Genomic DNA, 14,473 nt, shown 5'->3' with positions numbered 1-14,473 from the left:
GTGGTGTGACCAAGGGGGTTGGTCACACCACCCGCCGTTCGCTAGTTTTCCTGGCGTGCGCACCGAGACCTTCACCGACCGGTTCACCGTCGCGGCGGCACCGGACCGGGTGCACGCCCACCTGGCCGACCCGACCAACCACATCGGGCTGTCGCCGCTGATCGTCGCGGTCCGCGACATCGAGCGGAGCACCGACACCGACGGCCACACCGTGCTGAGGTATGTCGCGGTGGAGCGGTTCCGGATCGTCGGGCCGCTGCGGTACGACAACATCCTGCACGTCCGGCAGGCCGAGACCGATCCGGGTCGCCGACTCGTGATGCAGGTGCGCAGCCCGGCGCGGGTGTCGGTGCGGTTCGTGATGGACACCGAGCCGGACGGCACCGGGTCGGCGGTGACCGTCACTGTGAGTCTCACCATGCCCACCCTGCTGCGCTCCTATGTGGTGCGCACGGCCAGGCGGGTGCAGATGTTCCGGGCCCGTACCCTGGCCGAAAGGATGAGCGGCTGACCCCGGCGTAGTCGATCGACGAGACATTTTCCGCACGACATGCTGTCCGAAAGCGGTCGAGCAGTCGCGTGCGGTCGACAAGGCGGTCTAACCTGCAGCCGCGAGTAGCGGCGGAGGAGCAGGCACAGTGACGGTCGTCGAGACCAGGATCAGCGTGTGGGAGGCCCTGGCCGGTCGGGCACCGGGCCAGCCGGTCGCCCCGGCCGACGCCGGCCTGTGGGACGCCGTCGTCGAACGGCTCAACCCGGCCCGGGCCCGGCCGGTGCTGCGGCCCGGCATCGAGCACGTCGAGTTGACCTCGGTACGCGGGATGCCGTACGTGATGCTCCGCTCGCCGGACGGTCGCGGCGGTGCCTGCTACCTGCGGCTTACCCCGGACGAGTGGCGGCTCGCCCAGCTGATGGACGGCAGCCGTACGGTGGCCCGGTTGGTCGCCGAGTTCGCCCGGATCGCCGGCCGGCTCGCCCCCGACCAGGTCACCCGGGTCGTCGCCGATCTGGCCGGCAACCGGATGCTCGCCGAGCTGCCGGTCGACGCGTTCCGCCCACTGGCCCGGGTGCACCGCCGGCCGTGGCCGCTGCGGTTCGGTCGCACCCTGCTGGCTGTGGCGCAGGGCCGGCGTACCGTGCTGGCCGACGTCGACCCGCTGGTCGGCGCCCTCTACCGGGGCGGTGGGCGGTTCCTGTTCACCCGGCTGGCGGCGGTGCTGCTGGCCGTCGTCGCGGTGGTCGGGTTCGCCGCGTTCTGCTGGACCTGGTGGCGCGGCGAGCAGGCGGTCTTCCTCACCGGCGGGTCATACGCGGCCGGCGCGGCGGTGCTGCTCGGGTTGAACGTCGTCGCCCTCGCCTGCCACGAACTCGGCCACGCCCTGGCCACCAAACACGCCGGCCGCCGGGTGCCGGCCGCCGGATTCCTCATCTATTTCGGCATCCCGTCGGTCTTCGTCGACACCACTGACGTCTGGCTGGCCGGCCGCCGGCAACGGCTGATCACCACCGCCGCCGGGCCGGCCGCCGGGCTGGTGCTGGCCGGCGTCGCCGGCATCGTCGGGCTGATCTTCCCGGCGACCGCGCCGTGGACGTTCAAACTCGCCTTCGCCTGGTATCTGAACGCCCTGTTCAACCTCAATCCGTTCCTCGCCCTCGACGGCTACTACCTGTTGATGGACTGGCTGGAGATCCCGAACCTGCGTACCCGTGGGCTGGCCTACGTCGTCGGCCGGCTGCGCCGGCGCGGCCCGCGCTGGTCGGCGTTGGACCGGGAGGGCCGGCTGGTCGCCCTGTACGGGATGCTCGCCGTGCTCTGGGTGGTCATCGCGGTGAACCTGTTCTGGCGGATCTGGACCGACCGGGTCGCCGGTCTGGTCCTCGGCCTGTGGCGGTCCGGCTGGCCGGCCCGGCTGCTGCTGGCCGCGGTGGTCGCCGGTCTGGCCGCCCCGCTGGTCTACCTGGCGGCCGGCTGGCTGGTCCGGCGCTGGCGGCGGTTGCGCGGCGCGTTCGCCGAGCGGCGGCACGCCTCCGACACCCCGCGCCGGCTGGACGCGCTGCGGGCCAGCGCGCTGCGGACGTTGCCGGCCAGCGCGTTGAACCGGCTCGCCGCCCAGGCGCGCTGGGTGCACCCGCGTACCGGTGATCAGCTCGTCGCCGCCGGCGCCGCCCAGCCGGCGGTCTACGTCGTGGTCGACGGCGCGGTGGAGGGCCGGGCGCCCGGTGACCCGGCCGGTATGGTCCGGCAGCGGCTCGGGCCGGGCGGCCTGGTCGGTCTGGCCAGCGCCCTGACCGGTACGCCGGCCACACTCACCTGGCGCACCGCCGGTACGACGCTGCTGGCGCTGCCGCCGACCGCGGTCGCCACGGTCGTCGGCCCGCTGCCCGGTCCGCCGCCGGCCGACCGGACCGCCGCCGAGTCGCTGTTCGCCGAGACCCCCGCGCTGTCCGGGCTGACCCCGGAGGACCGGCTGGGGCTGGTGTCCCGGGCGCGACCGGTGACGTTGCCGCCCGGCGCGCCGGTCCGGCTGTCCGGTCCGTACGACGCGGTGGTCCTCGAATCGGGTGTGATCGCCCTGATGGACGGCCTCGAACTGCGCCGGGGCACGATGATCGGCCCGGTCGGTGCCGACCCGCCGGACGTGGTCGCGACCACCCGTACGCAGACCCGGCTGTGGCAGTTGCCGGCCGTCGCCGGGCTGCCGATGCTGCTCGGCGCGGCACCGTCGCAGGTGGCCGAGGCCGCCGCGGCGACGGTACGCGGCGGTCCGCCGACCAGCGGCGTGCATCCGCCCGCCGACTATCCGCCGCTGGCCGCCCCGCCGGGCCCGCCACCGCCGGGGGACACCGACGACCGGGTGGACCGGCGGTTCGAGCGCCGGCTGTGGTGGCTGGTGCTGCTTCTGCTGCTGTTCGCGTTGCTGATCAGCGGCGGCAACCTGATGCCCGGACCGGCCTGGGCGGAAATGCCGGCCGACCGGGCGCTGCTGCGGGCCGAGCGGGGATCCGTCGAGGTGCGCACCGCAGGGGGGCGGCTGTTGACGCTGCGCGACGGTGCGGCGGCGTACGTCGCCGAGGGGGACCGGATCGAGGTCGCCGACCGGTCGGCCGGTGAACTCGTCTTCCGTGGCGGGGCCGCCACGGTGCTCTGCGCCCAGGTCGAAGCCGAGGTGGGGGCGCTGTGGAGCGACGGCACCCGGCCCGTCGCGCCCAGCGGGGAGCTGACCCTGGACCGGGGCCGGATCCTGGCCGACACCGCCAGCGTCTCCGGTGCCTTCCGGCCGCTGGCGATGACCGTGATCAGCCAGGATGCCGTCCTGGCGAACCGGGGCGAGGCCTGGTTCGCGGTGAACGCCGGATCGGCCCGGGTGTCGCTCGGCGAGGTGCGGCGCAACGGGGTGTCCCTGCGGGCCACCGGGGAGCAGCTCGGCTGCGGTGACGGCCGGGTGGTCGACCCGCCCGGCGGTACGCCGAGCGCTCCCACTCCGGGTGCCACCAGTGGATCGCCGACCGTGCAGAGCCCGTCGCCGGATCTCTCCGCGACCAGCCAGCCGACGCCGGCCCCGGCGCCGAACCCCGGCGTGACTCGGCAGCCGGTGCCCGACCCGACCACCCCGGCCGCGCCGCCGAGTCCGCCCGGTCCGCCGCCGACCAGCGCGCCGTCACCGACCACGGCAGCGCCGACGACCGATCCGTCGCCGTCCTCCGATCCGCCGACGTCATCGCCGCCGACCAGCGAGCCACCGCCGACCACCGAGCCGCCGCCAAACGAGCCGCCGACCATCTTCTGGGAGGTCCGTCCGCAGGGCCGGATCACTCAGCTGGTCAACAACGAGCCCTGCAGCGATCACCCGACCAGCGTGCGCTGGATGGTGGTGGTCTCCGACGACTCACCCGACGGGCTGACCGTCGTCGCGAGGCAGAGCGGACCGGTGGAGAAGACCGAGACCTTCAGCGGCGCCGGGACACACAGCGGCTCCGTCGGCCCGGTGGCCAGCCGGCAGGGCGGCGCCGGAGGGATCGTGACGATCACGGTGACCGTCACGGACAGCGCCGGGCTCACCCGACAGGTGGAGAGCAAGGTGGAAGTCGCCACCTGTGCCCCCGGTGTTGTGACGTAGATATCGATTCGAGCGGAGATACAGGTGCTTTGTTGGTTCTGCCCGAAGGCGGCGCGGGGTGGCTGCCGGTTCTGCGGTCGAGGCGTGTGTGAGGACCATGCCCGCTTCGGCCCGTACCTGCTGGAGGTGCACCGGTCGGAGCGTCGGGGACGGGCGGAGGGTCTGGTCGTCGAGGACGCGTTGCAGTGCGGCACCTGCCGGCCCAGGCCGCAGCCCGTACCGATGCCGGAGCTGGACTGACCGCGGACCGTCGGTCACCGGTGGCCCGGACTGGTCGCTGCCAGGCTCGTTGCGGATTGTCGTCGCGGACTACCCTGGAGCGACATCGACGAGGGGAACGGCGATGAGTGACTTCGACACCGTGCTCGAACGCCTGCTGACCGACCCCGGCTTCGCCGCCGGGCTGGCCGCCGACCCGACGACGGCGCTCGCCGGCTATCAGCTCACCGCAGAGGAACAGGAACTGCTGCGGACCCAGATGGGCGGCGCCGCGACCGGCTCGACAACGGCGGTGGAGACGCGGGCGAACCAGTCCAGCGCGTTCGGGCTGCTGAGCCCGTTGACCGGGATGATGGGCGGCTTCGGCGACATCGGCGCGGCGGCCGGCGTCGTCGACGAGGCTCTCGGTTCTGCCGGTGCGCAGAGCGGCTTCGGTCCGGCCGGGTCCGGCGGCGGGCACGGGTCGGCTGGGGCGGACAGCGGCTTCGGGGCACCGCCGGAGGCTGCCGGCCAGCCGGTGCCGGACCGGGCAGCCGGGTTCGGCGCGGCACCCCAGCCGGTCGAGCCGGCGGTGCCGGAGGACTACCGGACCCGGGTGGACGTCGACGGCGACGGCGAGTGGGACCGGCACATCGTCCGGGGACGGGCGGACGGCGGGGTGGACATCCTGGTTGACCAGGACGGCGACGGCCGGGCCGACTTCGTCGGCCGGGACGACGACGCCGACGGTCTGGTCGACTCCGCGGCGTACGACACCGACGGTGACGGGTTCTTCGAACGGACCCACTACGACGACGACGGTGACGGGTGGCTCGACCGCAGCGTCACCAACCAGCCGCCGACCACCGAACCACCCCCGCCCACGCCTCCGTCGCCGCCCCCGGTCGGTGGCGGGCTGATCGGCGACAACCTGCGGCTCCCCGAGGAACTGCGCTGACCTTCCTGGCGGTCGCCGCCAGCGGCGGTGCCGACGACCGCTCACCGGTGGTCGCGGGCCGTCCGTCGACAGGGACTGGCGCCGACGGCCGCCGGGCCTGACGATGGGGTCAGGAGGTGATCGCGTGGTCGCCATCGCCACCGACCGACTGACGAAGGTCTTCGACGACGGCACCGTCGCAGTCGACGGGGTGAGTCTCGCGGTCCCGTCCGGCCAGTTCCTGGTGCTGCTCGGGCCGACCGGATGCGGCAAGTCGACGATTCTGCGGCTGGTCGCCGGCCTGGAGACGCCGACGTCCGGGCACGTGCTGATCGACGACCGGGTGGTGGACGGCTGGTCGGCGCAGCGACGACAGGTGTCCATGGTGTTCCAGGACTACGCGCTGTACCCGCATCTGACCGTCGCCCAGAACATCGCCTTTCCGCTGCGCGTGGGGCACGGCCCAGCGGTGGAACAGCGAATCCGGCAGGTCGCCGCCGAGCTGGGCATCGCCGAACACCTGCACCGGCAGCCCGCCGTGCTGTCCGGTGGGCAACGTCAGCGGGTCGCCATGGCCCGGGCCATCGTGCGCCAGCCGAAGGCGTTCCTGCTGGACGAACCGCTGTCCAACCTGGATGCCGGGCTGCGGGCCGAGTTGCGTGCCGACGTGACGGCGCTGGCCCGCCGGCACGGGGTGACCACCGTCTACGTGACCCACGACCAGACCGAGGCGTTGACCATGGCGGACCAGCTCGCGGTGCTCCGCAAGGGCCGGCTGCAGCAGACCGGGCCGCCGGCGCAGGTGTACGGTGACCCGGCGAACCTGTTCGTCGCGGCGTTCCTCGGTACCCCACGGACCAGCCTGCTGCAGGGGGCGGTCTACGCCGAGCCGGACCGGGTGGTGATCGATCTCGGTTCGCAGGTGCTGGAACTGCCGGTGGGTGACGCCCGGGTGGCCCGGCTGGCCGAGCACCACACCGAGCGGGTCACCGTGGCGTTGCGGGCCGACGCGCTGCACCCCGTACCGCCGACCGGCGCTGACCCGGCGCGGCCCGACGGCCCGGACCCGGCCGGGTCCGACCGGACGCTGTCGGTCACCCTGCGCGGCACGGTCCGGGCGGTGGAGAACCTCGGCCACGAGGCACTGGTCTGGGTGGACACCGGTGGCCTGCCCACTTCCCCGGCCGAGTCGCAACTGGACCTGCCGGATCCGCAGACCCACCTGGCCGAGCTGCTGGCCGAGGATCCGCCGCCCCGGCACCAGTTGCGGGAGACCATCGCCCGGATGATCCCGCAGCAGCGCCGTCCGGACCCACCGGCGACCGCTCGGACCCGGTACGGCTTCTACCCGGTGTACGAGCCGTCACCGTCCGACCCGCCGGAGGGCGACGGCGACGTCGTGGTTCGGGTGCCGGCGGCGGCACCACCGCAGCCCGGCGAGACGATGACCATGGCGCTGGATCTGGACCGGCTGCTGCTGTTCGACCGGTCCGGGCACCGCATCCGCCTGCACCCACATCCGGACTGACGCCTGCATCCAGCCTGAACTGACGCCGGAGCCGGGTCGGTCGTCGCTCGGGGTGCCCCGGTGGTCAGACGGCGGCACCGGCCAACTGGTCCAGTGCCGAGTCCAGCTCGTCGGCGTACGCGTAGGTGATCGCGCCTTCGTCGGCGCGGATCCGCACCTTGCGGCGCAGCTGGTCGACGTCCCGGTCGATGTCGGCGGTGCCACTGGTCAACGAGGTCCGCAGGTTGCGGACCAGGTTCTGCAGGTCGAGGCCGGCGTCGCGGCGGATCGCGCCGTCCGCCAGCCCGTCGTCGATCACCTGACCGAGCAGGGTGATCGCCTCGTCGACGGTCGGAACGACCGGTGCGGTGGGCGCCGGTGCGGTGTCGGTCGCCGCTGGGGTCGGTGCGGCACCGGTGGCGGGAGCGTCGGTGGGCGGTGCGTCCGCCGACGGTCCCGGCCGGGTCGGCTGTGTCGGCGGGGCGGGATCGGCGGGCGTACCGGTGGACTGTGGTTGCCCGGCGGGCGGCGGATGGTCGCTGCCCGGCCACCGCGGCACCTCGGGCTGCAGCAGCAGGATCACGGCGACCGCGACGGCGCTGACCACCAGTAGCGTGGCGACTCTGGAGTCGAGCCGGCCGACCCGCCGTCGACCCTCGACAGCCGGTGGCCCGGCGTCGGGGTCCGGTGTTTCGGCGTCGGTGTCCGGTGGCCCGGCGTCGGGGTCCGGCGGGGCGTCGGACCCGGCCATCGTCGGCAGGGTCATCGTCGGCGCGAGCATGGTCGCCGCCTGTGGATCGGCCGGTAGCAACTGGTCCCGCAGCGCGGCGCCGACCTGGTGCGCGGTGGGGCGGCTCAGCGGCTCCCGGGACAGGCAGCGCAGGCAGATCTCGGCGATCGGGGTGGGCAGTCCGGGCACGGTCAGCGGCGGGATCTCCTGGTCGAGTGCGCGGTGCAGGTCGTCCCAGGTGTCAGCGGGGTACGGTACCCGGCCGGTGAGGGTCTCGTAGAGCAGGACGCCGAGCGAGTAGACGTCGGTGGCGGGCTGCGCCGGTCGGCCGTCGAGGCGTTCCGGTGCCACGTACGCCGGGGTGCCGAAGGTCTCGCCCTCCTCGTCCTCGTCGGGGGCACCGATCTGGGTGGCGATACCGAAGTCGAGCACCTTGGCGCCGATCGGGGTCATCATGATGTTCGCCGGGGTGACGTCGCGGTGCACGATGCCCAACCGGTGCGCGGCGGCCAGCGCCTCGGCGACCTGGGCGCAGGTCTCCACCGCCGCCGGCCAGGTCAGCGGGCCGGCGGTGAGCCGGGCGTCCAGTTCCTCACCGGACAGCAGCTCCATCACCACGAACGCGGTGACGGTGCCGTCCGGTGCGACCGCCTCGCCGTAGTCGTGCACCGCGGTCACGTGGGGATGGATCAACTGGGCGGCGGACCGCGCCTCCTCCCGCACCATGCTGCGGAACCGCGCGTCGGCGGCCAACGACGCGGCGAGCACCTTGACCGCGACCACCCGGTCGAGCACCTCGTCGCGGGCGCGCCAGATGACCGACATGCCGCCGGCACCGATCCGGTCGATGAGACGGTATCTGCGGGCGAGCAGTTCGCCCGCTTGCAGCGATGCCATCGTTGTCGCACCTGCCTGGGGAGTGGAGGTCGTATCAGGCTGCGCGAATTGACACGTCCTGTCAACGGCACGTTAAACAGGCGAACATTTATCATTTAACCCGACATAGGTAGGCATTGCCGATGAGCCGGTAATTCCGACCGAGCCCGGGCGGTCGGCCGACCCTGACCGGCGGCCGACGGGCCCGTGCCAGGATGAACGCCATGGTCAACGGTCCGGTCGCCTTCGTACTGGGCGGCGGCGGGGTGCTCGGCGCGGTCGAGGTCGGCATGCTGCGTGCCCTGTTTCGCTCCGGAATCGAGCCCGATCTCGTCGTCGGCACCTCGATCGGCGCGGTGAACGGCGTACTGGTCGCCGCCGACCCCTCCGAGGCGGTCACCCTGCGGCTGGTCCGGCTCTGGGCCTCCCCGGAGGCCAGCGAGGTGTACGGCGACTCGATGGCCCGCCAACTGCGCCGGTTCGCCGCCCGTACCCACCTGCACTCGCCACGGCCGCTGCGCCGGCTGCTGGAGGCCGAACTCGGCGACACCACCACCTTCGCCGACCTGGCCGTGCCGTTCCACTGCTGTGCCGCCAGCATCGAACGCGCCGCCGAACACTGGTTCGACACCGGCCCGGTGGTGCCGGCCGTGCTCGCCTCGGCCGCGGTGCCCGGCCTGCTGCCCCCGGCCGAGATCGACGGCGAGCACTTCATCGACGGCGGGATCGTCAACTCGATCCCGATCGGCAAGGCCGTCGAGGCCGGGGCGAAGCGGGTCTTCGTGCTCCAGGTCGGCCGGATCGAGCGGCCACTCAGCGCGCCCCGGCGGCCCTGGGAGGTCGCCCAGGTCGCCTTCGAGATCGCCCGCCGGCACCGGTTCGCCCGGGAACTGGCGGCGCTCGGTCACGATGTGGAGGTGCACGTACTGCCGACCGGTGGGGGAGAGACACGTGACGACACACCCTGGGCGTACCGGGACATGACCGCTGTCGGCCGCCGGATCAGCCGCGCCTACACCGCCTCGCGGCGCTACCTCAAGACCAACGTGGCCGGTTGCTGATGCCGCTGCCACCCCGCTGGGTACGCCGGGCACTGCTCGTCCCGGCCGTACCGCTGCTCGCCGCAGCGGTGCTCACCACGCTGCCGTTCTGGGTCTTCCTGGCCGCGGCCGCCTCGCTGCTGGTGCCCGGCCGGCTGCGGGTGTTGCGGCTGTTCTGGGTCGCCGTGGTCTATCTGCTGTGGGACGCCGCCGCGCTGGTCGCCCTCTTTGGACTCTGGCTGGCCTCCGGCTGCGGCTGGAAGATCCGCAGCCCGGCCTTCCAACGCGCCCACTACGTGCTGACCGGTTGGTTCCTGACGTTCTTCTTCTGGCACGCCCGCTGGGCGTTGCGGCTGAGCATCGACGTGGTCGGCACCGATCCGGACACCGCGCTGCCCGGCCGTCCCGAACTGGTGGTGTCCCGGCATGCCGGCCCGGGTGACTCGTTCATCCTGATCCACGGCCTGGTCAACTGGTTCGACCGGGAGCCGCGGATCGTGCTCAAGGAGACCCTGCAGTGGGATCCGGCGATCGATGTGCTGCTCAACCGGCTGCCCAACCGGTTCATCGCCCCCGGTGACCGGCGCGCCGAGCCGGTCGAGACCCAGATCGCGCACCTGGCGACCGGGCTGGACGCCAACGACGCGTTCGTGATCTTCCCCGAGGGCGGCAACTTCACCCCGGGCCGGCGCAGCCGGGCCATCGAGCGGCTGCACGCGTTGGGACTGCACGGGATGGCGGCCCGCGCCGAGTCGATGCGGCACGTCCTGGCACCGCGCCCCGGCGGCCTGCTCGCCGCGCTGGACGCGGCCCCCGACGCGGGCGTCATCTTCGTCGCGCACACCGGCCTGGACCGGATGCTGACCGGCGCCGATGTGTGGCGGGAACTGCCGATGGACAAACGGATCGTGATGCGGTTCTGGTCGGTGCCGCCCGAGGAGATCCCGGCCGGCCGTGACGAACGCATCGAATGGCTCTACGACTGGTGGGCGCGGATCGATTTGTGGATCGAGAAGAACCGTTCGGACACCTTGAGGGCGTAGGGTTCGCCCCGTGGATCAAATCTCCGTTGTGACGACGGTGGTGGATGCCCGCTCGGTCGCCGAGGTGCTTGCCGCATCCGCGGTGGCCGGCCGGTTCGCCGCCTGCGCCCAGATCGGTGGTCCGGTGGCCAGCACCTACTGGTGGGAAGGCCGGGTGGAGACCACGAAGGAGTGGTCTGTGCAGTTCAAGACCGCCACCGACCGTAGCGACCCACTGGTCACCTATCTCCGCACCGCGCACCCCTACGACGTACCCGAGATCCTGGTTGCCGTCATCGAAGCCGGCAATCCCGATTACGCCCGGTGGGTGTACGACCACACTCGGCCCTGAGCTGTCTATCAGTCGTCCGTTCGGGGTCGAACTGTTCCTGAACCGGCTGTTACCGGATAGTCCCCTCGGTCGGACTGAGTACCCGCACTCTGTCGGCCGCACCGGCCGGGCGACGACGATGCGGTCATGAGCAGTACCGCGACAGCCCACTACCCGTGCCCGGCCTGCGGCACGCCGGCGAGTCTCGCCGCCGGCTGCCCGGGCTGCGGCCGGGGGCCCGACCCGGTCGCCGCCGAGGTGATCCGGCTCGACGGCGAGATCGCCGGGCTGGCCGCCCGCGTCGAACATGCCCGGGCGGCGTGGGCCACGCTGAGTGCGCAGTTGCACGCCGCGCAGGTCCGCCGGCAGCAGTTCGCGGTCCAGGTGCAGGCGGCGGTACGGGCGACGGCCGTCCCACCGGCCCGACCGACCGCCGCGCCGGTCGGCCCGCCGCCAGGGCCGGTCGCCGCGAGCCAGCCGGGTCCGGCCGCGACGCCCTCGGTACGGCCGGAGACCTCCACCCGTACCGTGCAGACCATCCTATTCGTCCTCGGTGGACTGCTGCTCGGCACCGCCGCGATCGTCTTCACCGCGGTCGCCTGGGCCAGCGTCGGCGTCGGCGGCCGGGCCGCGATCCTGGCCGGCGTCACCGCCGTATGGCTCGCCCTGCCGCTGCTGGCCACCTGGCGCGGCCTGCGCGGCACCGCCGAGACGTTCGCCGCGCTCGGCCTGCTGCTGGTGTTGCTCGACGGCTACGCCGCCCGCTACGTCGACCTGTTCGGCGCCGCCGACCTGCCCGCCGCCCGGTACGCCGCCGTGACCTTCGCGGTCACCGGTCTGGTCGCCGCCGGCTACCACCTGATCACCGGCCTGGCGGCGGCCCGCTTCGCCGCACTGCTCGCCGCGCAACCCGTGCTGCCGCTGCTCGCCGTCGACCTGCGCGCCGACGCCGCCGGCACCACCCTGCTGCTGCTCGGCACCGCCCTGGGCACCCTGGCGATGATCGCGCTCACCCCGCCGGCCCGGCTGGCGCTGCGGATCACCGGCTGGGTGGCCGTCGGCGCGGCGCTGACCGCCGCCGGGATCGCCGCCCTGACCGCCGTCGTCCTCGGCCACCCGGCCGGCGCCCCCGCCCTGGCCGGGCTGCCGCTGCTGGCCGTCGCCGCCGTGCTGGTCGTCGCCGGCCGGCTCACCGGCGTACCGGCGCTGCTGGCGATCAGCCTGGCCGGGCTGGCGCCGGCGGTCACCATCGCCGTGGTCCGGGCCGGCACCGAACCGGCGCCGTCGCTGGCGCTGGCCATCGTCGCCGGCACCGCCGTCGGGCTCGCCTTCGCCGGCCGGTACCTGCGCGGCCGGCTGCCGGCGGTGGTCCGCAGCGGGCCGTGGGCGGGAGCGCTGCTGGTGACCGGGCTGCTCGGGGTCGGCGTACTGCTGACTGCTCTGGCCGTCGCAGCCGAAGGCATCGCGGCGGCCCGCCCGCTGTGGCGGGCCGGCGCCGGCCCGGTCGACGCGCCCGGCGACTGGCAGTTGCCGTTCGCCGTCGTCGCGGTCACCGGCGCGCTGATCCTGCTGCTGCCCCGGGCGGTCCGGCCGATGCTGATCACCGTCGGGGCCGCCGCCGGGCTGCTGACCGTACCGGCGGCGATCCCGGTGCCCTGGTGGGCGGTCGCCGTCGGCGGCCTGGCCGGTGGGGCGGTGGCGGCGGTACCGGCCGCCCGGTCGCGTCACGCCGTCGTCGCGTTGCCCAGCGCGGCCGTCGCCGCCCTGCTGACCGGCCACGCGCTGCTGGTCAGCGCCGGCCGACCGGCCGTTGCCACGACCGCCGTCGCGGTCGTGGTCGGCACTGCGGTCGCCGTCGCCGCCGTCGCCCGCCGCGCCCTGCTGCGCCCTGAGGCCCGCTGGTGGCAGGCCCCGATCGGCGGCCTCGGCGTCGCCGTCGCGGTGGCCGGCTGGCCCGTCCTCGTCGCGCTCGCCGTGCACACCCTCGACACGTCGGCGGGCTGGCCGGCCCGCGCCGGGGCGGCCGCCGCGATCGGGCTGCCGGTCGCGCTGGTCGCGGTCCGCCGCTGGTGGCCCGGATACCTCTGGTACGCCGGGGCGGCGCTGCCGGTCACCGTCGTCGGCACCCTCGTCGCGCCGGCCACCGGCACAGTGCCGTACGCGCCGGGGGAGTCCACCGGCGGGTACGCCGCCGCAGCGGCGCTGCTGCTGGCCGTCGCCGCGACCCTCGTCCCGCGTGGCGTGCTGCGAGTGCTGCTGACCGGCGTCGCCGCAGCGCTGGCGCTGCCGGCGGCGGTCAGCACCCTGCCGGTACTGGCGTCGCTGCTGCTCACCCCGTACCGCTGGCTGGACGCCAGCTGGGCCGGCGTACCGGCCGGGACGGGACTCAGCCCGGCGCTGCCGGTGTCGGTCCCCGCCGCCGGGGCGGTCACCCTGGCCGTGCTCGCCGCCGCCGTCACCGTGGCAGCCGTGGCCGGCCACCGGTCGCGGTACGCGGTGCTGGCCGGCGGCCCGGTCGCCCTGGCCGCCCTGCTGGCCGCCCTGGCCAGCGCCGGAACGCCATGGCCGGTGGTGCCGGCACTCAGCCTCGCCGCCGGACTCGCGGGGCTGGTGGTCGCCGCCCGGTCCACCGCCGCGCCGCAGGTGGCGGTCACCCTGCTGGTCGGTGCCCCGCTGGCCGGGGCCGGGTTGGCCGGTCTGCTGCCCACCCGGGTCAGCACCCTGACCGCGCTGGCCGCCGTGGTGGCCTGCGCCGCCGGGATCGGCGCGGCGGGTCGCCGCACCCCGGTGCGGGTGGCCGGCGGAGTCGTCGCTGTGGTCGCCGGCGGTGTTCTCGCCGCGACCGCCGTGCGCGCCGCCGACCTGCCGGTCCGGGTCGGCGGGTACGCGGTCCTCGCCGTCGCCGCACTGGCCCTGTCCGTCGGCGCGGTGCTGACCCTCCGGCTGACCACCGGGGGCGTACGGGGGCGGGCCGAGTCGATCGGCGTCGAGGTAGCCGGGCACGCCGCCGCCGGCGCGGCCCTGCTGATGACGGTCGGCTCGGCCCGGTACGCCGCCGGGGTATGCACCCTGTGGGGTGTCGTGCTGGGTGCCCGGGCTCTGCTGGCGACCGCCTACCCGGTGCCGCTGCGGCCAGGCGAACGGCCGGCGGTACCGCACCGACCGTGGGTGCTGGCCATGACAGCCCTGGCCAGCGAGATCGTCGCCTGGTGGCTGCTGCTGAGCAGCGCACAGGTGGCGCTGACCGAGGCGTACACGCTGCCGCTGGCCCTCGCCGCGCTCGGCGTCGGCTGGCTGACCCTGCGCGCCCACCCGCAGCGTTCCAGCTGGCTCGGGTACGCCCCCGGCCTGGCCGCCGCCCTGCTGCCCAGCCTCGGCTCGGTGCTGGTCGCCGACGGCCAGCCGGTGCGCCGGCTCCTGCTCGGGACCGGGGCGGTGGCGGTGGTGCTGGTCGGTGCGGCGTACCGCCGACAGGCCCCGGTGATGATCGGCGGTGCGGTGCTGACGGTCCTCGCGCTGCGGGAACTCGTCGCCGTCTGGGACCTGCTGCCCCGGTGGAGCTTCCTGGCCGTCGGCGGTCTGGCGTTGATCACCTTGGCGGTCACCTACGAGCGCCGACGCCGGGATCTGCGCAGACTGCGTACTGTTGTCGGCCGGATGACCTGACCGGGAGGGGGCTAGCGTCACCCGGGTTCCGGGGGCAGACAGGATTAC

General features: G+C 74.2%; 10 protein-coding genes. 9 read left to right on the top strand and 1 reads right to left on the bottom strand.

Annotated features, from left to right (window positions below):
- The first annotated feature begins 55 nt into the window (after window positions 1-55).
- From EDC02_RS27180 to EDC02_RS27160, 5 genes are all read left to right on the top strand, one after another.
- Complete coding sequence (locus EDC02_RS27180) at window positions 56-511, top strand: SRPBCC family protein (protein ID WP_123605213.1); 456 nt, start codon at window positions 56-58, stop codon at window positions 509-511.
- A gap of 127 nt (window positions 512-638) precedes the next feature.
- Window positions 639-4,118, top strand: coding sequence for a cyclic nucleotide-binding protein (locus EDC02_RS27175; protein ID WP_199757926.1), 3,480 nt, complete (start codon window positions 639-641; stop codon window positions 4,116-4,118).
- Window positions 4,119-4,202: 84 nt separating this feature from the next.
- Entirely contained in the window at window positions 4,203-4,358 is a 156-nt protein-coding gene (locus tag EDC02_RS27170; protein WP_233606460.1) for a hypothetical protein, read from the top strand.
- Between the two features lie 103 nt (window positions 4,359-4,461).
- The gene (locus EDC02_RS27165; protein WP_123605211.1) at window positions 4,462-5,274 is read left to right on the top strand and encodes a hypothetical protein; all 813 of its coding nucleotides are present in this window, start codon (window positions 4,462-4,464) and stop codon (window positions 5,272-5,274) included.
- A gap of 124 nt (window positions 5,275-5,398) precedes the next feature.
- Window positions 5,399-6,781 (top strand): ABC transporter ATP-binding protein, encoded by a 1,383-nt coding sequence (locus EDC02_RS27160; RefSeq protein ID WP_233606459.1) that lies wholly within the window; start codon window positions 5,399-5,401, stop codon window positions 6,779-6,781.
- A gap of 64 nt (window positions 6,782-6,845) precedes the next feature.
- Here EDC02_RS27160 and EDC02_RS27155 read toward each other — a convergent pair whose 3' ends face one another.
- On the bottom strand, window positions 6,846-8,387 hold the full coding sequence (locus tag EDC02_RS27155; RefSeq protein ID WP_123605209.1) for a serine/threonine-protein kinase: 1,542 nt from the start codon (window positions 8,385-8,387) through the stop codon (window positions 6,846-6,848).
- 203 nt (window positions 8,388-8,590) lie between these two features.
- On the opposite strand from EDC02_RS27155, the gene EDC02_RS27150 reads away from it, so the two are divergent.
- From EDC02_RS27150 to EDC02_RS27135, 4 genes are all read left to right on the top strand, one after another.
- Window positions 8,591-9,427: a patatin-like phospholipase family protein gene (locus EDC02_RS27150; RefSeq protein ID WP_123607137.1), complete on the top strand. Its 837-nt coding sequence runs from the start codon at window positions 8,591-8,593 to the stop codon at window positions 9,425-9,427.
- Window positions 9,427-10,449: a 1-acyl-sn-glycerol-3-phosphate acyltransferase gene (locus tag EDC02_RS27145; RefSeq protein WP_123605208.1), complete on the top strand. Its 1,023-nt coding sequence runs from the start codon at window positions 9,427-9,429 to the stop codon at window positions 10,447-10,449. The genes EDC02_RS27150 and EDC02_RS27145 overlap by 1 nt, the downstream gene beginning before the upstream one ends.
- A 10-nt stretch (window positions 10,450-10,459) precedes the next feature.
- The gene (gene cutA, locus EDC02_RS27140) at window positions 10,460-10,780 is read left to right on the top strand and encodes a divalent-cation tolerance protein CutA (protein WP_123605207.1); all 321 of its coding nucleotides are present in this window, start codon (window positions 10,460-10,462) and stop codon (window positions 10,778-10,780) included.
- 126 nt (window positions 10,781-10,906) lie between these two features.
- On the top strand, window positions 10,907-14,425 hold the full coding sequence (locus tag EDC02_RS27135; RefSeq protein ID WP_123605206.1) for an SCO7613 C-terminal domain-containing membrane protein: 3,519 nt from the start codon (window positions 10,907-10,909) through the stop codon (window positions 14,423-14,425).
- Window positions 14,426-14,473: the final 48 nt, after the last annotated feature.

The organism is Micromonospora sp. Llam0, from assembly GCF_003751085.1.
Taxonomy (GTDB): Bacteria; Actinomycetota; Actinomycetes; order Mycobacteriales; family Micromonosporaceae; genus Micromonospora_E.
This window is presented reverse-complemented; position numbering and strand designations above follow the sequence as displayed.